The sequence below is a fragment of the Actinoalloteichus spitiensis RMV-1378 genome (assembly GCF_000239155.1).
GTDB classification, from domain to species: Bacteria; Actinomycetota; Actinomycetes; order Mycobacteriales; family Pseudonocardiaceae; genus Actinoalloteichus_B; species Actinoalloteichus_B spitiensis.
The window spans coordinates 32,223-50,269 of the sequence record NZ_AGVX02000136.1 but is presented as its reverse complement, the minus strand read 5'-3'; the positions used below and the strand labels follow the sequence as shown (position 1 = coordinate 50,269).

Annotated in this window: 16 protein-coding genes; 11 read left to right on the top strand and 5 right to left on the bottom strand. The window is 71.7% G+C overall.

Annotated features, from left to right (window positions below; all coding sequences use genetic code 11):
- The 8 genes from ACTIDRAF_RS34415 to ACTIDRAF_RS0207405 form a co-directional block, all read left to right on the top strand.
- Positions 1 to 232: hypothetical protein (locus ACTIDRAF_RS34415; RefSeq protein ID WP_026065872.1), on the top strand; the 232-nt coding region annotated here is incomplete at its 5' end.
- Positions 219 to 785 carry an NADH-quinone oxidoreductase subunit NuoI gene (gene nuoI / locus ACTIDRAF_RS0207435; protein WP_016698088.1) on the top strand — a complete coding sequence of 189 codons (567 nt, stop codon included), beginning with the start codon at positions 219 to 221 and terminating at the stop codon, positions 783 to 785. The genes ACTIDRAF_RS34415 and nuoI, both read left to right, overlap by 14 nt.
- The gene (locus tag ACTIDRAF_RS0207430; protein ID WP_016698087.1) at positions 782 to 1,810 is read left to right on the top strand and encodes an NADH-quinone oxidoreductase subunit J; all 1,029 of its coding nucleotides are present in this window, start codon (positions 782 to 784) and stop codon (positions 1,808 to 1,810) included. Before nuoI ends, ACTIDRAF_RS0207430 begins: the two co-directional genes overlap by 4 nt.
- Positions 1,807 to 2,106: an NADH-quinone oxidoreductase subunit NuoK gene (gene nuoK / locus ACTIDRAF_RS0207425; protein WP_016698086.1), complete on the top strand. Its 300-nt coding sequence runs from the start codon at positions 1,807 to 1,809 to the stop codon at positions 2,104 to 2,106. Before ACTIDRAF_RS0207430 ends, nuoK begins: the two co-directional genes overlap by 4 nt.
- 10 nt (positions 2,107 to 2,116) lie before the next feature.
- Positions 2,117 to 4,099 carry an NADH-quinone oxidoreductase subunit L gene (gene nuoL, locus ACTIDRAF_RS0207420; protein WP_016698085.1) on the top strand — a complete coding sequence of 661 codons (1,983 nt, stop codon included), beginning with the start codon at positions 2,117 to 2,119 and terminating at the stop codon, positions 4,097 to 4,099.
- 142 nt (positions 4,100 to 4,241) lie between these two features.
- Positions 4,242 to 5,831: an NADH-quinone oxidoreductase subunit M gene (locus tag ACTIDRAF_RS0207415; RefSeq protein WP_157162905.1), complete on the top strand. Its 1,590-nt coding sequence runs from the start codon at positions 4,242 to 4,244 to the stop codon at positions 5,829 to 5,831.
- Between the two features lie 7 nt (positions 5,832 to 5,838).
- Positions 5,839 to 7,440, top strand: a complete 1,602-nt coding sequence (gene nuoN / locus ACTIDRAF_RS0207410) for an NADH-quinone oxidoreductase subunit NuoN (RefSeq protein ID WP_169533958.1) — start codon at positions 5,839 to 5,841, stop codon at positions 7,438 to 7,440.
- A 34-nt stretch (positions 7,441 to 7,474) separates the two neighbouring features.
- A complete protein-coding gene (locus tag ACTIDRAF_RS0207405) occupies positions 7,475 to 8,494 on the top strand; it encodes a polyprenyl synthetase family protein (protein ID WP_026065870.1) in 1,020 nt (339 codons plus the stop codon).
- Positions 8,495 to 9,151: 657 nt separating this feature from the next.
- Here ACTIDRAF_RS0207405 and rarD read toward each other — a convergent pair.
- Positions 9,152 to 10,132 carry an EamA family transporter RarD gene (rarD, locus tag ACTIDRAF_RS0207400; protein WP_016698080.1) on the bottom strand — a complete coding sequence of 327 codons (981 nt, stop codon included), beginning with the start codon at positions 10,130 to 10,132 and terminating at the stop codon, positions 9,152 to 9,154.
- 346 nt (positions 10,133 to 10,478) lie between these two features.
- On the opposite strand from rarD, the gene ACTIDRAF_RS0207395 reads away from it, so the two are divergent.
- On the top strand, positions 10,479 to 11,942 hold the full coding sequence (locus ACTIDRAF_RS0207395) for a hypothetical protein (RefSeq protein ID WP_026065868.1): 1,464 nt from the start codon (positions 10,479 to 10,481) through the stop codon (positions 11,940 to 11,942).
- A 175-nt stretch (positions 11,943 to 12,117) separates the two neighbouring features.
- Here the strand turns inward: ACTIDRAF_RS0207395 and ACTIDRAF_RS0207390 are convergent, their stop codons facing one another.
- The 3 genes from ACTIDRAF_RS0207390 to ACTIDRAF_RS0207380 form a co-directional block, all read right to left on the bottom strand.
- Complete coding sequence (locus tag ACTIDRAF_RS0207390) at positions 12,118 to 13,182, bottom strand: 2-oxoacid:ferredoxin oxidoreductase subunit beta (protein ID WP_016698079.1); 1,065 nt, start codon at positions 13,180 to 13,182, stop codon at positions 12,118 to 12,120.
- A 94-nt stretch (positions 13,183 to 13,276) separates the two neighbouring features.
- Entirely contained in the window at positions 13,277 to 15,220 is a 1,944-nt protein-coding gene (locus ACTIDRAF_RS0207385; RefSeq protein WP_016698078.1) for a 2-oxoacid:acceptor oxidoreductase subunit alpha, read from the bottom strand.
- Between the two features lie 342 nt (positions 15,221 to 15,562).
- Positions 15,563 to 16,027, bottom strand: a complete 465-nt coding sequence (locus tag ACTIDRAF_RS0207380) for an Lrp/AsnC family transcriptional regulator (RefSeq protein WP_026065867.1) — start codon at positions 16,025 to 16,027, stop codon at positions 15,563 to 15,565.
- 74 nt (positions 16,028 to 16,101) lie between these two features.
- On the opposite strand from ACTIDRAF_RS0207380, the gene ddaH reads away from it, so the two are divergent.
- A complete protein-coding gene (gene ddaH / locus ACTIDRAF_RS0207375) occupies positions 16,102 to 17,031 on the top strand; it encodes a dimethylargininase (protein ID WP_157162904.1) in 930 nt (309 codons plus the stop codon).
- Positions 17,032 to 17,171: 140 nt separating this feature from the next.
- Here ddaH and ACTIDRAF_RS0207370 read toward each other — a convergent pair whose 3' ends face one another.
- A complete protein-coding gene (locus tag ACTIDRAF_RS0207370; RefSeq protein WP_016698075.1) occupies positions 17,172 to 17,417 on the bottom strand; it encodes a hypothetical protein in 246 nt (81 codons plus the stop codon).
- 255 nt (positions 17,418 to 17,672) lie between these two features.
- Between ACTIDRAF_RS0207370 and ACTIDRAF_RS0207365 the strand changes: the two genes are divergently transcribed.
- Entirely contained in the window at positions 17,673 to 18,038 is a 366-nt protein-coding gene (locus ACTIDRAF_RS0207365) for a VOC family protein (protein WP_016698074.1), read from the top strand.
- Positions 18,039 to 18,047 lie beyond the last annotated feature (9 nt).

The window sequence follows — 18,047 nt, the reverse complement described above, 5'->3', positions numbered from 1 at the left end:
GGTGCCCGAGCGGCCGAAGCGGCGGCCGGCGGCCACCCGGACCCGCGAGCGCGCCGCGCTCGGTGCGGGCACCCCGGCGGCCGGGACCGGTACCGCGCTCGCCGACGACGAGCCCGCGGGCGGCGACGACACCGAGGGCACAGCAGCCGACCGGCCCGGCGCCGGTCAGTCCGGAGTTGGCACGCGGGATCGCGCCAGCTCCGCGAAGGAGGACGGCAATGGGACTGTTTGACCCCCTCAAGGGCTTCGGGGTCACCTTCTCGACGATGTTCAAGAAGGTCGCCACCGAGGAGTACCCGGAGGTCCCCAAGATCCCGGCGGCCCGCTTCCACGGCAGGCACCAGCTCAACCGGCACCCGGACGGGCTGGAGAAGTGCGTGGGCTGCGAGCTGTGCGCGTGGGCCTGCCCGGCGGACGCCATCTTCGTCGAGGGCGGGGACAACACGGAGGAGGCCCGCTACTCGCCCGGCGAGCGGTACGGGGCCGACTACCAGATCAACTACCTGCGCTGCATCGGCTGCGGCCTGTGCGTGGAGGCCTGCCCGACCCGGTCGCTGACGATGATCACCGACTTCGAGCTGGCCAACGACAACCGCCAGGACCTGATCTACACGAAGGAACAGCTCCTCGCTCCGCTGCTGCCCGGGATGGAGCAGCCACCGCACCCGATGCGGCTCGGCGAGGACGAGCAGGACTACTACGTCCACGGCCCCGAGCTGGCCAGGCGGGCGGGTGTCCCGGAGGGAAGCACTGTGGAGACCGGCTCTGAGGAGGCCCGGCGGTGAGCCTGGCAACACTCGCGAGTCAGCTCGGCGCGGCGGTGTCCGCGCCGGGCCCGCTGCTGGCCCAGGCCGGGACGCCGGCGTCCGGGCCCGAGGTCATCGGAATCGGCGAGACCATCGCGTTCTGGATCCTCGGTCCGCTGGCCCTGGCGGGCGCGCTGGGCATGGTGTTCGCCCGGAACGCGGTGCACTCCGCGCTCTGGCTGGTGCTGACCATGCTCTCGCTCGGTGTCGTGTACATGGTGCAGCAGGCCCCGTTCCTCGGGATCGTGCAGATCATCGTGTACACCGGCGCGATCATGATGCTGTTCCTGTTCGTGCTGATGCTGGTCGGCAGGGACAGCGCGGACTCCGTGGTCGAGGTGATCCGGGGTCAACGCCTGCTCGCGACGCTGTTCGGCGTCGGCTTCGCCGTGCTGGTGGTCGGGGCGGTCGCCCGGTCCCTCGGCACCGTCGAGTCGGCGGGGCTGGGCGCGGTGAACGCCGTGCAGGACGGCAACGTGACCGGGCTGGGCAACCTGCTCTTCACCGACTACGTGTTCCCCTTCGAACTCACCGGCGCCCTGCTGGTGGTCGCGACGGTGGGCGCGCTGATGTTCGTCCTGGCCGACAAGCGGTCGGCGCCGCCGCGCAAGTCCCAGCGCGAGCAGGCCGACGAACGCTTCCGAGGTGACCGGCCGCGTGTCTCGCCGCTGCCCGGGCCCGGTGTGTTCGCCACCGCCAACTCGGTCGCGGTGCCGGCGCTGCTGCCGGACGGGTCGGTCGCGCCGGAGTCGCTCTCCGAGATCATCGAGTCCACCGCGGTGCGCACCCTCGACGCGGACCGGGCGAGCGTCGCCGGCGGTGCCGGCGAGCCCGGCGCCCGCGCCCTGGCGACCGGCTCCCCCGAGGAGGCGGACGCCGGGGACGGGGACGCCGGGAGCACGGAGCCGACGGGGGCTGACGCGGCGGGGCCGGAGGCCCCGACGGCGGAGGACACGGACCGGAAGACCGGCTCCGACACGGGGAAAGAGGAGGGTAGGGCGTGACACCGACGTACTACCTGCTGCTGTCGGCTCTGCTCTTCACCATCGGAGCCGTCGGCGTGCTGGTCCGGCGCAACGCGATCGTGGTGTTCATGTGCGTGGAGCTGATGCTCAACGCGGTCAACCTGTCGCTGGTGACCTTCGCGAGGATCAACGGGGAGCTCGACGGCCAGATCATGGCCTTCTTCGTCATGGTCGTCGCGGCTGCCGAGGTGGTGGTCGGACTGGCGATCATCATGTCGATCTTCAAGACGCGCCGGTCGGCCTCGGTCGACGACGCCAACCTGTTGAAGTACTGAGGGGTCGACGTTGGAGACGTTCCTGGCTGTCCAAGAGCCGCTCGCCGCGTCGGGCGTGGCCGAGTACGGCTGGCTGCTGATCGCGCTGCCGCTGTTCGGGGCGGCGGTGCTGCTGCTGGGTGGCAGGCGGACCAACGCCTGGGGCCACCTGCTCGGCTGTGCCACCGTCATCGCCGCCTTCGTCTACGGGCTGGCGTTGTTCCTGTCGATGACCGGGCTGCCGGCCGACGAACGCGTGCGGGAACTGCACCTGTTCGACTGGATCCCGGTGAACGCGCTGAACGTCGAGTTCGGCCTGCGCATCGACCCGCTGTCCATGGTGTTCGTCCTGCTCATCACCGGCGTGGGTGCGCTCATCCACATCTACTCCGTCGGTTACATGAGCCACGACCAGGCGGGGCGGACCGGAGCGGAGAACACCGAGCGCCGCCGCTTCTTCGCGTACCTGAACCTCTTCGTCGGCGCCATGCTCGTCCTGGTGCTCGGCAACAGCTTCGTGACGCTGTACCTGGGCTGGGAGGGTGTCGGACTCGCCTCCTACCTGCTGATCGCGTTCTGGCAGCACCGGCCCGCCGCCGCGACCGCAGCGAAGAAGGCCTTCCTGATGAACCGGGTCGGCGACGTCGGCCTGGCGCTGGCGATCTTCCTGATGTTCGCCGAGCTGGGCACCACCCAGTACACCGAGGTCTTCGCCAGGGCCGGTGAGATGCCGACCGGTGTCCTGCTGGCGATCGCCCTGCTGCTCCTCCTGGGTGCCTGCGGCAAGTCCGGCCAGTTCCCGCTCCAGGCGTGGCTCCCCGACGCCATGGAGGGCCCCACCCCGGTGTCGGCCCTCATCCACGCGGCGACGATGGTCACCGCCGGCGTCTACCTGATCGCCCGGTCCAACCCGATCTACAACCTCACCGAGGACGGCCGCCTGGTCGTCACGATCATCGGCGCGCTCACGCTGCTGATCGGCGCGATCATCGGGTGCGCCTACGACGACATCAAGAAGGTGCTCGCCTACTCGACGGTGAGCCAGATCGGTTACATGGTCCTCGCCGTCGGGCTGGGGCCGGCGGGGTACGCGCTCGGCATCTTCCACCTGCTCACGCACGGCTTCTTCAAGGCGGGGCTGTTCCTCGGAGCCGGTTCGGTCATGCACGGCATGAACGACGAGGTGAACATGCGCCGCTTCGGCGGCCTGGCGAAGCACATGCCGATCACCTTCGTCACCTTCGGGCTCGGCTACCTGGCCCTGATCGGGTTCCCGTTCCTCTCCGGCTACTTCTCGAAGGACGAGATCGTCGCGGCCGCCTTCGCCCAGGAGGGCTGGCGGGGCTGGGTGTTCGGCGGGGCCGCCGCGCTGGGCGCCGCGCTGACCGCCTTCTACATGACCCGCCTCATGCTGATGACCTTCTTCGGCGAGAAGCGCTGGAAGGGGCAGAAGTCGGCGGACGGCCGCGAGTACCACCCGCACGAGTCGCCGGCGAGCATGACCGTGCCGATGATCGTGCTGGCCTTCGGCTCGGTGTTCGGCGGGGTGCTGCTGTACTCGGGTGACCGCCTGCTCGGCTGGCTGGAACCCTCGCTCGGCGCCGTGGCCCACCCCGAGGGCGGCGCGTTGCCGCACTCGGTGATCCCGTTCCTGGTGGTCGGGCTGTCGGCCGTCGGTGTGCTGCTGGCCTGGTTGCTGGTGGGTCGCCGCCCGGTCCCGGCCACCGCACCGGCCCAGGTGTCGTTCCCGGTCCGCGCGGCGCGGGCCGACCTCTACGGCAACGCGCTCAACGAGACGCTGTTCGCCCGCCCGGGCACCTGGCTCACCAGGGCGCTCGTCTACGTGGACAACAGGGGTGTCGACGGGCTGGTGAACGGGATCGCCGCCCTGCTCGGCGGCAGCTCCGGTCGGTTGCGACGCGCCCAGACCGGTTTCGTCCGGTCCTACGCGCTGAGCATCCTGGGCGGAGCGGTCCTGCTCACCGCGGCGCTGCTGGTGGTGAGGTTCACGTGACCGGACAAGTCAGGAGCGTCCAGCGACGCATGCGTGGTGACAGCCGGCCCGGCGCACGGGCCCACGATCGGTATCCAGTGAGGACGACGCGTCCGGGGGCCGGGTCGCCGGCCGGGGCCGGCGCGGTCGGTGGGGAGGACCAGTGAGCGGTTCGGTATTGCTCCTCGCGCTACTCTTCCTGCCCCTGCTCGGCGCGCTGGTCGTGGCGTTCCTGCGCTCCGACGACCGGGTGGCCAAGGGTGCCGCGCTCGGCTTCTCGATCGCCGAGCTCGCCCTGGTCGTGGCCGCCTGGGCGGCGTACGACCCGGCGGGCGACCGGATCCAGCTGGGCAGTTCGGCCGAGTGGATCCCGCGGTTCGGTGTGCACTTCGCGGTCGGCGTGGACGGCATCGCGCTGGTCATGATCGCGCTGATCGGGATCCTGGTCCCGATCGTCATCGGCGGGTCGTGGAACGACCGGCTCCCCGAGGAACGCACCGCGGCGGGCTTCTACTCGCTGATCCTGCTGATGCAGGCGCTGATGGTCGGCGTGTTCGCCGCCACCGACGTGCTGCTCTTCTACGTGCTCTTCGAAGCGGTGCTGGTGCCGATGTACTTCCTCATCGGCCGGTTCGGCGGGGCGCGGCGGCAGTACGCGGCGGTCAAGTTCTTCCTGTACTCGCTGCTCGGCGGTCTGATCATGCTGGCCTCCGTGATCGGCGTGTACGTGGTGAGCGGCAACCAGCTCGGCAGCGGCACCTTCGACTGGGAGACGCTGGTCGCCACGGTGTCCACGGCGGACACGAGCACCCAGATCTGGTTGTTCCTCGGCTTCTTCATCGCCTTCGCGATCAAGGCGCCGCTGGTGCCGCTGCACACCTGGCTGCCGGACGCCGGTGCCGAGGCGCCGATCGGCGTCGGTGTGCTGCTGGTCGGCGTGCTGGACAAGATCGGCACCTACGGCTTCCTGCGGTACTGCCTGCCGATGTTCCCCGACGCCAGCCGGGAGCTCGCGCCGCTGGTGCTGGTGCTCGCGGTGGCGGGCGTCATCTACGGTGCCCTGCTCGCCGTGGGCCAGGACGACATGAAGCGCTTCGTGTCCTACACCTCGGTGGCGCACTTCGGTTTCATCGCGCTCGGTGTGTTCGCCTTCACCAGCCAGGCCCAGGCCGGCGCGGTGCTGTACATGGTCAACCACGGCATCGCCACCGGCATGCTGTTCCTGGTGGTCGGCATGGTCATCGCCAGGGGCGGCTCCCGCAACATCAGCGACTACGGCGGGTTGGCGAAGCTGACCCCGGTGCTCGCCGGCATGTTCGTCGTCGCCGGTCTCGCCTCGCTGGCCCTCCCGGGTACCAACTCCTTCGTCAGCGAGTTCCTGGTGCTCATCGGCGCGTTCCCGACCCAGCCGGTGTTCACGGTGATCGCGGCGGTCGGCATGGTCCTGGCGGCGTTGTACGTGCTGTGGGTCTACCAGCGGGTCATGCAGGGCCCGCTGCGCGGCAACGCGGTCCTGGGGCTGGCCGGCGGCCCCGGCGCGGCCGGGGACCCGTCCTCGGAGGGGCTGGCCGCCAGGCTCGCGAGCAAGGTTCCGGACCTGAGTCGTCGGGAGCTGGCGGTGCTGGCGCCGTTGGTGGCGCTGGTGCTGTTCCTCGGTGTGTACCCCCAGCCGGTGCTGGACGTGATCACACCTTCTGTTGACGCGACGCTGACGGAGCTCGGCGTCACGGACCCGGTGCAGGAAGGCAACTGACGTGGGGATGAGCCTGTCACCAATGTTCCAGGCCACGCTCGGCTCCCAGGATCTCGCGCAGTCCGCGGTGAACATCCCGGAGATCGACTGGCAGGCGATCTCGCCGGTCGTGGTGGTGTTCGTCGCCGCCTGCCTGAGCGTGCTGGTCGAGGCGTTCCTGCCGAGGGAGCGCCGGTGGTCGGTGCAGGTGACGCTGTCGCTGCTCACCGTCGTGGCCGCGGGTCTCGCGCTCGGCCTCTACGTGAACTCGGACGCCGTCGTCGGCACCGGGGGCATCACGGTGGCGGGGCAGGCCGTCCCGTTGTTCTCCGCCGACTACCCGGCGTTGTTCCTGTGGGGCACCCTGCTGGCGCTGTCCTTCGGGGCGCTGTTGCTGATCGCGGACCGCTCGGTGGACGGCGGGGCCTTCGCCAGCCCCGTCCCGCCGGCCCCCGGGGGTGACGCCGTCCAGTACCAGGCACCCGGCCGGCAGACCGAGGTGTTCCCGCTCGCGCTGTTCGCGCTCGGCGGCATGATGGTCTTCCTGGCGGCGAACGACCTGCTCACGATGTTCGTCGCCCTGGAGGTGCTCAGCCTCCCGCTCTACCTGATGTGCGGGCTGGCCCGGCGCCGGCGGCTCATCTCCCAGGAGTCGGCGGTCAAGTACTTCCTGCTGGGCGCGTTCTCCTCGGCGTTCTTCCTCTACGGCCTCGCGCTGCTCTACGGCTACGCGGGTTCGGTCCGGCTGGTCGACATCGCGGCCGCCACCGCCGGTACCGACCGCCCGGAGACCCTGCTCTACGCCGGGTTCGGGCTGCTGGTGGTCGGCCTGCTGTTCAAGGCCTCCATCGGCCCGTTCCACGCCTGGACGCCGGACGTCTACCAGGGCGCGCCGACCCCGGTGACCGCCTTCATGGCCGCCTGCACGAAGGTCGCCGCCTTCGGCGCCATCCTGCGGGTGCTGACCCTGGCGTTCGAGGCGAGCAGCTGGGAGTGGCGTGGCGTGCTGTGGGCTGTGGCCATCGTCTCGATGCTCATCGGCGCGGTGCTCGGCCTCACCCAGACCGACATGAAGCGGATGATCGCCTACTCCTCGATCGCGCACGCCGGGTTCCTGCTCGTGGGAGCCATCGCGATGACCGAGGACGGCCTGTCCGGCACGATGTTCTACCTGCTGGCCTACGGCTTCACCACGCTGGCGGCCTTCGGGATCATCACGCTGGTCCGGGACGGCAACGGCGAGGCCACGCACCTGTCCCAGTGGGCGGGGCTGGCGAAGCGGTCGCCGCTGGTCGCCGCGACCTTCGCGTTCCTGCTGCTCGCGCTGGCCGGGATCCCCCTGACCAGCGGCTTCATGGGCAAGCTCGCCGTCTTCTCGGCCGCGATCGCGGACGGGATGGCTCCGCTGGTGGTGGTCGCGCTGCTCGCCAGCGCCATCGCGGCCTTCTTCTACCTGCGCGTCATCGTCCTGATGTACTTCAGCGAACCGGCCCAGGACGGTCCGACGGTCAGTGTGCCCGGTGCCTTCACCACGGCGGCCATTACCCTCGGGGTCGTGGTCACGCTCCTGCTGGGCGTGCTCCCGGCGTTCGCCCTGGACTGGGCAAGTGTGGGCGGGTTCGTGTCGTAGGCGCGCGGGCCCCTGGTGAGAAGGCGGCGTTGACGTGTCGAGTAGTGCGCAGACCGGTTCGGGCGGCGAGAGATTCTCCACCCTGAACATCGAGGACCCAGGGCTCTCCTCGGCCCTGGGTTCCGGGCTGCGGGAAGTGGAAGATCTCCTCCGGGGGTTGTTGCGCAGCGAGGTCACCCTGATCTCGGAGACCTCGCACCACCTCTTCGAGGCGGGGGGCAAGCGGTTCCGGCCGCTGTTCACCCTGCTGGCCGCCCAGTTCGGTCGGGGCATCAACGAGGACGTGGTCAAGGCCGCCGCGGCCGTGGAACTCGTGCACCTCGCGAGCCTGTACCACGACGACGTGATGGACGAGGCGAGCATGCGGCGCGGGGCGCCGAGCGCCAACGCCCGCTGGGACAACTCGATCGCGATCCTCGCCGGGGACTTCCTGTTCGCCAGGGCCTCCTACCTGGTCGCCGACCTCGGCGTGGAGGCGGCGAGGATCATCGCCTCGACGTTCGGGGAACTGGTCACCGGGCAGATGCGGGAGAGCACCGGCCCGGCCGCCGGGGTGGACCGGGTCTCCCACTACCTCACCGTCATCGCCGAGAAGACGGGGTCGCTGATCGCGACCTCCGGGCAGTACGGCGGGATGCTCTCCGGGGCGGGCGAGGCCGAGGTCCGGGCGCTGCGCCGGCTGGGTGAGCTCGTCGGCAGCATGTTCCAGATCTCCGACGACGTCATCGACATCGACTCGCCGGCCACCGAGTCCGGGAAGACGCCCGGAACGGACCTGCGGGAGGGCGTGCTCACCCTGCCGATGCTCTACGCCCTGGGCGACGAGAACGGCAACGGGCGGTTGACGGAGCTGCTGCGGGGCCCGCTGACCGACGACGCCCACGTGACCGAGGCGTTGGACCTGCTCCGCGCTTCGGACGGCCTGAGCAAGGCCCGGGAGACCCTCGCCGACTACGCCCGCCAGGCGCGCGCCCAGCTGGCCACGCTGCCCGGGGGAGCGGCGAACGACGCGCTGGGTGGTCTGATCGACTACATGCAGGCCCGGACGAACTGACGGGAGCCGACGGCCCGCGGGCCCCAGCCCCCTGAGGGTGGTGCCCGGTGCCTCCCGCCGGGTGGGCGCTCCGGTTCGGTGGCCGGTGTCCCGCTCCTCCGGACGGGGTGCTCCGACCCTGGCTGCCGGAGCGACGGGACCAGCCCGGGCCGCGCCCGGGGACGGCGAACAGGCCCGCAGCCCGGGGCGGCGCGTCGTACCCCGTGCGTCGGCGGGAGGCGGGAGCACCAGGGTGAGGGGCCCGGCGGGTACGGGCCGGGGAGCCCGGTAGGGGCGAGGACCAGCTCCGCTCCGGGCCGGTGGGCGGCCGTTCCCGGGCGTGCGACCCGGCTCCCGGGACGGCGGCGGGACCGGGGCCCAGGAGGACGAGCCCCCGCCCCCGCGTCGTTCCCCGGCACGCACCGAGTCGGTCCTCCCCCGTCCCGCCCGGGCACCGTGCGGCGGTGGTCCGCCCAGCACGGGCGCTCCCCGGCGCTGGTCCTGCCCTCCTGGACTTCGACCGCCGGTCCGGGTGCCGCGCTGGCCACGGGGAGCCGAGCCGCCCCGTCCGGGGGTACGACCAGGTGCGGCGCCGGTCCTCGCGAGCGGCGGAGGTCCCGGCGGCGGGAACCGGGGTCCGCGTCGGAGCGCCAGGAAGGTGAGCTGCTCGCCGCCCGTTCACACCGGCGGCAGCGTGGACGTCGAGGCCGTCCGGTTCCTCCTCCTGGTCCGCCGCGAGGCCAGCAGGCTGTCCACCGTGAACACCAGCAGCGCCAGCCACACGATGGCGAAGCCCAACCAGCGCGCCGCCGACATCGGTTCACCGTCGACGACGAGGCCGTAGACGAGCATGAGGGTCGGCGCCAGGTACTGGAGCATGCCCAGCAGCGTGAGCGGAATGCGGCGGGCCGCCCCGTTGAACAGCAACAGCGGCACGGCGGTGGCCGGGCCGGCGAGCACCAGCAGCAGGGCGTGGCCCACCCCTTCCGAGAGGAACGTCGCCGAGCCGGCGAGCTGCGCCCACACCAGGTACCCGAGCGCCAGCGGTGCCATCAACGCGCTCTCCGTCATCACGCTCGTCGCGGCGCCGAGCGTGACGGTCTTCTTCAGCAGCCCGTAAAGGCCGAAGGTGATCGCGAGGCTGACGGCCAACACCGGCGGACGGCCGTAGTCGAGGGTCAGCACGAGGACGGCGCAGAACCCGGTGCCCAGCGCCACCCACTGGCCGGCGCGCAGGCGCTCGCGGAGCACGGCCATCCCCAACAGCACGCTCACCAACGGGTTGATGAAGTAGCCGAGGGAGACGTCGACGGTCTGGCCGGACTGGACGCCGACGACGTAGAGCCCCCAGTTCACCGTGATGAGGGCGCTCGCCCCCAGGACCATCGCCCACTGGCGCGGGGGGAGCGTGCGCAGCGGCCGCCACCACCCGAAGACCAGGCCGGCCCCACCGAGCAGCACGAAGGTCCACAGGAGGCGGTGCGCGAGCACCTCGACGGAACCGGCGGCGGCGAGCAACGCCCAGAAGGCCGGCAGGACTCCCCACACCAGGTACGCGGAGACGCCGAAGAGGGTACCGCCGCGGATCGTTCCGCCCCCACCACCGCGACCGCCGTGGTCCGCGGCCCGAGTTCCACCCTCCACGATGCTCGCTGACACCGAACCAACATACGCCTGGAGGAGGAAGCGTCGCTCGTCCCGGTGGGAGGGCCCGGCGGGCTGGAGGCCTCTGAGGTGGGGTTTCCGGTGGATTGCCTACTCACTGGTGCGCAACTCACACCTTCGAGTGAGATCAACAGCGCGTTGGGTAGCGTATGCGGGGCCTTGCGGGTTCGGGTCCCGCCGACGTGGCCGTCGCCGTCCGACCCCGGGTGTCCGGTTCGAGGGGCCGTCGGACGCGCGGAGCCGCCGTCGACGCGGGCCGAACGCGCGGAGCCGTGTTGGCGCGGTGCGGTGCCGGCGCGGTGGGGGTGCCAGCGTTGCCGTGCGCTAGGAGGAACTTCCTGTGACGTCGATTTTCGGGCAGGTCTGGCTGTGGAGCCTGCTCGCCTTCCTGCTGGGAGCACTGGCCACCTGGCTGTTGCTCGTGCGTCCCGTGCAGCGGAGGCTCAACCGGATCACGAGCGGTGGAGGCGCTCACGGGGACGGGCAGTCCTCGACGGACCCGCCGTCGGAGGTGGAGATCAGTTCGGACGACGTCTTCGCGGGACTGCGCGAGGCACCGTCCCAGGCGGCGGCGCCGGACGAACCGTTCGAGGACCCCTGGGAGAACGAACGGCAGCCCGCGCCCGGTGGTGGCGGGACGGACCAGCGTTCCGGGGGTTCGGGAACCCTGGTGTCCTCGGCGCCTCCTCCCGAGGGTGCGCCCGTGCCCGAGGAGCGGCGGAACCCCGGCACCCTGGTATCCCCACCGGCGTCGACCGAGCCGGAGGCGCCGGCCGCCGGTGCGCGTCCCACCGAGCGCTGGGCTGGCGAGGACACGGCGGCGCGGTCCGAGGACGCGGCACCCGCACCCGCGGCCGCCGAGCAGACCGCCGTCATCCCCCCTGTACCCGCCGACGACCGCCACGCCGGTTCCCCCGCGCGGACCGGTCGTGCAGCGCAGGACGAGGCGGAGCGGACCGGACGGTTCTTCCCCGCCGCCCGAGGCGGGGAGCGCCCCCTGGAGACGAGCGGGCGCACCAGCCGCCTGGACACCCGGTCCCGCCCCACCCGCAGGACCCCGGTGGACGACCCGGCGGACATCGAACTGTCGGACCCGAACCCCGGCGGCGGGGCGGAACCGGAGTTCCCGACGACCGAGCCGGCGCCGGCCGCCGCCCCGGTCGACGGCGACGATCTGGACGCCGCCTGGCCCGCGCACGACTACGAGCCGACCGGAACGCCGGACCGGCCGGCGGCCGACCCCGCCGAGGGCCGCACCGACTTCTTCCGCCGCCCGGACTTCCCCGAGGACGACACCGGCGGGCCGAGGGCCGCCGCGTCCGCGGTCAGCGAGGCCGACGAGGTCGAGGAGATGGCCTGGCCGTCCGAGGACGACGACGCGCCCGCCTTCCCGGGGGCGGAGGCACCGGAGGGCACGGCCGGCCCCGTGCCGGGTCCGCCCGGTGACCAGGGGGAGACCAGCGTCATCCCGGCGATCCGGGAGGACGTCGCACCCGAAGCGCCACGACCGAACCCGACGTCGCACGAGGAGCGCGGCGGGAACACCCACCAGCCACCCCGCCCGGGCGCCACCGGGCCGAACCGAACGGACGACGTGGAAACCCAGCACACCACCGCCCCCGCAGCCGACCCGGCCCCGAGGGAGGCGCCGCGCGACGGGGAACGGGCGCGCAGCCTCTTCGAGCCGGTGCTCGATCCGGAGGAGTTCGCGGACTCGGGCCTGCCCCGCCGCGCCGGCGACGGCAACCCCAACCCGGCGCCCGGTGGTGACTTCATCTGGTTCGACAAGAAGGACCAGGACTGAGGTCCGGCCGGCTCCGGCGGGACCTCAGGACCCGGGTCGGGGGCGGCGGGAACACCGCCCCCGACCCCGCCGCCACTCGAGGCGGCGACACGTTCTCGGGAGCACCCACGTGCCGACACGCCGGTGCCCGGCCGACGGCACCGCCGCGGCGAGCACGACGACCGCCCCCGGCTGGTCAGCCAGGCACCTGCCAGGTGTCGTTGCCGCGCAGCAGCGCCGCCAGGTCGGCCGGCCGCGACTCCTGGGCCTGCCGCACCTGTTCCCGGGCCAGGTCGTCGTAGGTGGGACGGCTCACGGACCGGAAGATCCCGGTCGGCGTGTGCTCCAGGTCCTGCCCGCCCAGCCGGGAGAGCGCGAAGGCGTAACCCGGGTCGGTGCGGCTGGCGTCGTGCACGACCACGGCGTCCTCACCGACCTCGGAGACCCGGCGAACGCGCAGTTCGAAGCCGTCCTGGACGACGCCGAACTCGCCCTCCGGCCCGAACCGGATCGGCTCACCGTCCCGCAGCGGGACGATGCGCCGCTCCCGCTCACCAGGCTCCTTGAGCACGTCGAACGCGCCGTCGTTGAAGATCGGGCAGTTCTGGTAGATCTCGACCAGGGCGCTGCCCCGGTGCTCCGCCGCCGCCCGCAGGACCTCGGTCAGCTGTTTCCGGTCCGAGTCCATCGCCCGGGCCACGAAGGTCGCCTCCGCGCCCAGCGCCAGGGACACCGGGTTGAACGGGTGGTCCAGCGAACCCACCGGGGTGGACTTGGTGACCTTCCCCTGCTCCGAGGTCGGCGAGTACTGGCCCTTGGTGAGCCCGTAGATCCTGTTGTTGAACAGCAGGATCTTCAGGTTGACGTTCCTGCGCAGCGTGTGGATCAGGTGGTTGCCACCGATCGACAGGGCGTCGCCGTCACCGGTGACGACCCACACCGACAGGTCGGAGCGCGAGGTGGCCAGCCCGGTGGCGATGGCCGGGGCGCGGCCGTGGATCGAGTGCACCCCGTAGGTGTTCAGGTAGTACGGGAATCGCGAGGAACAGCCGATGCCGGAGACGAATACGGTGTTCTCCCGCTTCAGCCGCAGCTCCGGCAGGAAGGACCGCACCGCGGCGAGCACGGCGTAGTCCCCACAACCCGGGCACCAGCGGACCTCCTGGTCCGAGGTGAAGCTCTTCGCGGTCTGCTTCTCATCGGTGGTGGGGACTCCGGCGGTGCCGCCGATCGAGGGCAGGCCGAGATCAACCGTGGTCACGCGTCCTCCTGACGTGATCCTGCGTGCCCGGTCCGGTGGACCGGGCGGCCCGGAGCGGGCCGGGCCGGTGTGCGGTGGGGTGCGCCGGTCCCGTTCACGCGTGGACCTCCTGGAGCACCTGGTCGAAGACCATCTGGAGTTCCTCGGCCTTGAACGGGAGGCCGGCCACCTTGGTGTGGCTGACCACGTCGACGAGGTACCTGGCCCGCAGCAACGTCGCCAGTTGCCCGAGGTTCATCTCCGGCACGACCACCCGCCGGTAGCGCCCCAGCACGTCGCCGAGGTTGGACGGCATCGGGTTGAGGTGGCGCAGGTGGGCCTGGGCGATGGGGGTGCCGGCGGCCCGGACGCGACGGCAGGCCGCACCGATGGGCCCGAAGGTGGAGCCCCAGCCGAGGACCAGCACGTCGGCCACGCCGGAGGGGTCGTCGACCTCGAGGTCGGGCACGGTGATGCCGTCGATCTTGGCCTGGCGGATGCGCACCATCCGGTCGTGGTTGTCGGGGTCGTAGGAGATGTCCCCCCGTCCGTCGGACTTCTCCAGACCGCCGATGCGGTGCTCGAGGCCCGGTGTCCCCGGCACGGCCCACGGGCGGGCCAGGGTCTCGGGATCCCGCAGGTAGGGCCAGAACTCGCCGGACCCGTCCGGGGCGTTGGCCTCGGACGCGAACGGCACGCGGAGGTCGGGCAGCTCCGCGAGGTCGGGCAGCAGCCACGGCTCGGAGCCGTTCGCGATGTAGCCGTCGGACAGCAGCAGCACCGGGGTGCGGTAGGTGAGCGCGATCCGCGCGGCGTCCAGCGCGACGTCGAAGCAGTCGGCGGGCGAGGACGGGGCCAGCACCGGAACGGGAGCCTCGCCGTTACGGCCGTACATGGCCTGGAGCAGGTCGGCCTGCTCGGTCTTGGTCGGCAGGCCCGTGGACGGACCACCACGTTGGATGTCGCAGATCAGCAGCGGGAGCTCGGTCATCACGGCCAGCCCGATCGTCTCCGACTTGAGGGCGATGCCGGGCCCGGAGGTCGTCGTCACGCCGAGGGCGCCGCCGTAGGAGGCGCCGAGCGCCGCCCCGATCCCCGCGATCTCGTCCTCGGCCTGGAACGTCGTCACCCCGAAGTTCTTGTGCTTGCTCAGCTCGTGCAGCACGTCCGAGGCGGGGGTGATCGGGTAGGTGCCGAGGAAGACGTCAAGACCGGACCGCTGGCCGGCGGCCACGATCCCGTAGGCCAACGCCAGGTTCCCCGTGATCTGCCGGTAGGTGCCCGGTGGCAGCTTCGCCGGCGCGACCTCGTAGGTCACCCCGAAGGCCTCGGTGGTCTCCCCGTAGTTCCAGCCGGTGCGGAACGCGAGGACGTTGGCCTCGGCGATCTCCGGCCGCCGCCGGAACTTCTCCCGGAGGAACCGTTCGGTGCCCTCGGTGGACCGGTTGTACATCCAGGACAGCAGGCCGAGCGCGAACATGTTCTTCGCCCGCTCGGCGTCCTTCTTCGACAGCCCGGTCTCCTCCAGGGCGCCCCTGGTCAGAGTCGCCATGGCGACCTCGTGCACCTGGAACCCGCCGAGTGAACCGTCCTCCAGCGGGTTGGAGGAGTAACCGACCTTGGTCAGGTTCCGCTTGGTGAACTCGTCGGTGTTGAGGATCAGGATGCCGCCCTGTGGAAGGTCCCGGATGTTGGCCTTCAGCGCGGCCGGGTTCATCGCGACCAGGACGTCGGGGCGGTCCCCCGGGGTGAGGATGTCGTAGTCCGCGAAGTGCAGCTGGAAGCTGGACACCCCCGGGAGGGTGCCGGCGGGGGCGCGGATCTCGGCGGGGAAGTTGGGCAGGGTGGCGAGGTCGTTGCCGAAGGCAGCGGCCTCCGAGGTGAAACGGTCGCCGGTGAGCTGCATCCCGTCGCCGGAGTCGCCCGCGAACCGGATCACCACCCGGTCGAGTTTGTGAGCCTCTTTCGAGCGGGGCGGTAGGCCGCCCTGGACGCCGTCCGGGAGCGCGGCTGCGCCGTTCCCGGCGGGACCGTCGCCGCCGTGGCCGGTCACGGTCATGTCTTCGCAGTCCTTAGCGTTGTTGGGGTTGGCGGCCCTCGCCGCTCTCGACGCGTTTCCTCCGGTCGAGAGTAGCCGCTGATCGGTTGGCCACCGGAGGCCGAGCAACGGTTCGTTCACCATCCGGACACCCCCGTGTCCGGCAACGCCACGGCCCACCGCCGTGACCAGCCGGGCCCCCGGCTTCGTCCATTGGCACGATAAGGACAACCTTACTAGCCAGCCGGGTTAGTGAATCCGGTCACTTGCTCGACTGACGTGGTCACCCTCGGCGTTCGGATCCGGTCGGTGGGCGGGCGCCACCGCACCGGGGAGGGCGGGTGGTCGCCGCCGGCGCTCGCCTCAGGGGGACAGCCCGGTGCGCCCCTCGGGTTGCGGCGGCCGCTCCAGGAGGGTCGACAGCACCACGGTCGAGACGGTGCGGTCGACGATGTCCACCGCCCGCAGCCGTTCCAGGGCCGTCTCGAGGTGGTGGATGCTCGCGGCCCGCAGGTGGACGATGGCGTCCGCCGCTCCCGACACGGTGTAGGCCGCCACGATCTCCGGCAGCGGTTCCAGGCTGCTCCTGATCCGTCCCGGGGTCACGTTGCCGTGGCAGTGCACCTCGACGAAGGCCTCCGTGCCCCAGCCGAGGGCCTCCGGGTCGACCACCGCGGTGAAGCCCCGCAGGATGCCCAGGTCGAGCAGTTTGTCCACCCGCCGTTTCACCGCGGGGGCCGACAGCCCCACGACCGCGCCGATGTCCGCATAACTCGATCGGGCGTCGGTAACCATGCACGAAACGATTCGCTGGTCGATCTCATCCATGCGAAACATTCTGCCGGTAAAAACGCAACGCAGCGGCGTTGTTCGTAGTATATGGCGGGATTTACATTTCGTTCATGTCGTCCATCACGTCCGGTGCTCCCGTGCCCTCCGCCGCTCCGCTCGTGGGCGGCGCCACCCCCGGCCAAGTACTGGCCCAACCGGCCGAACGACCGAGCGCGACGACCGGTCGCGACGCGACCCCGCGCCGCTATCTGATGTGTCCCCCCAGCCACTTCGAGGTGACCTACGCCATCAACCCGTGGATGGACCCCACGGCCCCGGTCAGCAGGGAACGGGCCCTGGACCAGTGGCACGCGCTGCGGCAGGTCTACGAGGGGCTCGGGCACCGGGTCGAGGTGATCGACCCCGTCGAAGGGCTGCCGGACATGGTGTTCGCGGCCAACTCCGGAACCGTCGTCGGCGGACGGGTGCTGGGCGCGCGGTTCCGGTCGGCCGAGCGGGCTCCCGAGGCGGAGCACTACCGGCGCTGGTTCGAGGACAACGGCTACTCCGACGTGACGATGCCGGAGCACGTCAACGAGGCGGAAGGGGACCTCACCTGGACGGGGCGCCTGCTGCTGGCCGGAACCGGGTTCCGCACCGAACTCGCCGCGCACGCGGAGGCCCAGGAGACCCTGGGTGTCCCGGTGGTGTCCCTGCGCCTGGTCGACCCCCGGCTGTACCACCTGGACACGGCGCTCTTCGTGCTCGACGACCAGGGGTCCGACCCCCTGATCGCCTACTACCCGCCGGCGTTCTCCCCCGGATCACGCCGGGTCCTGGAACGCCTCTTCCCCGACGCCGTGATCGCCGACGACACCGACGCCCGGTGCCTCGGGCTCAACGGGGTGTCGGACGGACGGCACGTCGTGCTGCCCCTGGAGGCCACCAACCTGGCCGCGCGGCTCGCGCTGCGCGGGTTCGACCCCGTCCTCGTCGACATCAGCGAGCTGCGGAAGGCGGGCGGGGGCCCGAAGTGCTGCACGATGGAGCTGCGGGACTGAGGTGCGCTGGTGCTCCGGCGCCGGGTTCGGCCCCCCCGGGGGGAAGCCGGTGCCGGTTCGCCGGAGCGGATCGGGACGCCGACCAGGTGGTCGACGTCGGGAACGGGCCGGCCGGCCCGCGCGCCGGCCGGCCACACCCGTCAGAGCATGCCCGCCTCGGCCAGCTTGTCGGCCAGGCAGGTGTCGTACACCGGGTCGTACAGCTTGCCGCCGGTGACCGCGCCGACCACGACGGTGGTCGCGCAGACGTGGTTCTCCACCTCGGTCTCCAGCCGGTCGAGAGCCGGGTCCAGCCGGTTGCCGGCCTCGGCGGCGAAGGCGGCCGGGGCGCCGGCGGCGAGCAGACCGGCGACCGTGGCGGAGACCGTTCCAAACTGCTTCAACACTGTGATGACCTCTTCGTCCGGGACATGGCCACGCCGCCATCCGGCGGGAAGCCCTGGATGATCAAGGGGTCAAACGTAGTGGCGGCTGGCCGTCCCCCGGCCGGTCCTGACCACATCGAGTGGACCTCTTCCCCCAGTCAGGTGAGGAGTGGAGGTTGGGGCTCCCCGGCTCCCCGGCTCCCCGGCTCCCCGGCTCGCCGAACCCGGGCCGTCGCGTTCCGACCCCTGACGGGCGGCCGTGAGAGGCTGACCGCCATGGTCACCGCCCGCCGCATCGCCCCGATCCTCCCCGTCCGCGACCTGCTCGCCGCGATGGAGCACTACCGGACGCTCGGCTTCGAGGTGGCGGCCTACGACGACGCCAGCTACGCCGTCGCCCAGCGGGACGACGTCGAGCTGCACCTCAGCCCGACGCCCGGGCACGACCCCGGGACGGGCGGGAGCGCTGCCTACCTCCACGTCGACGACGCCGGCGCGCTCGCCGCCGCCTGGGAGGCGAGCTCCTCCGGCGGCACCACCCAGCCGCCGGTCGCCACCGACCACGGACTGCTGGAGGGCGCGCACACCGACCTCGACGGCAACCTGATCCGGTTCGCCTCCCCCCTTCCGACGCCGGAGTGAGCCAACTCC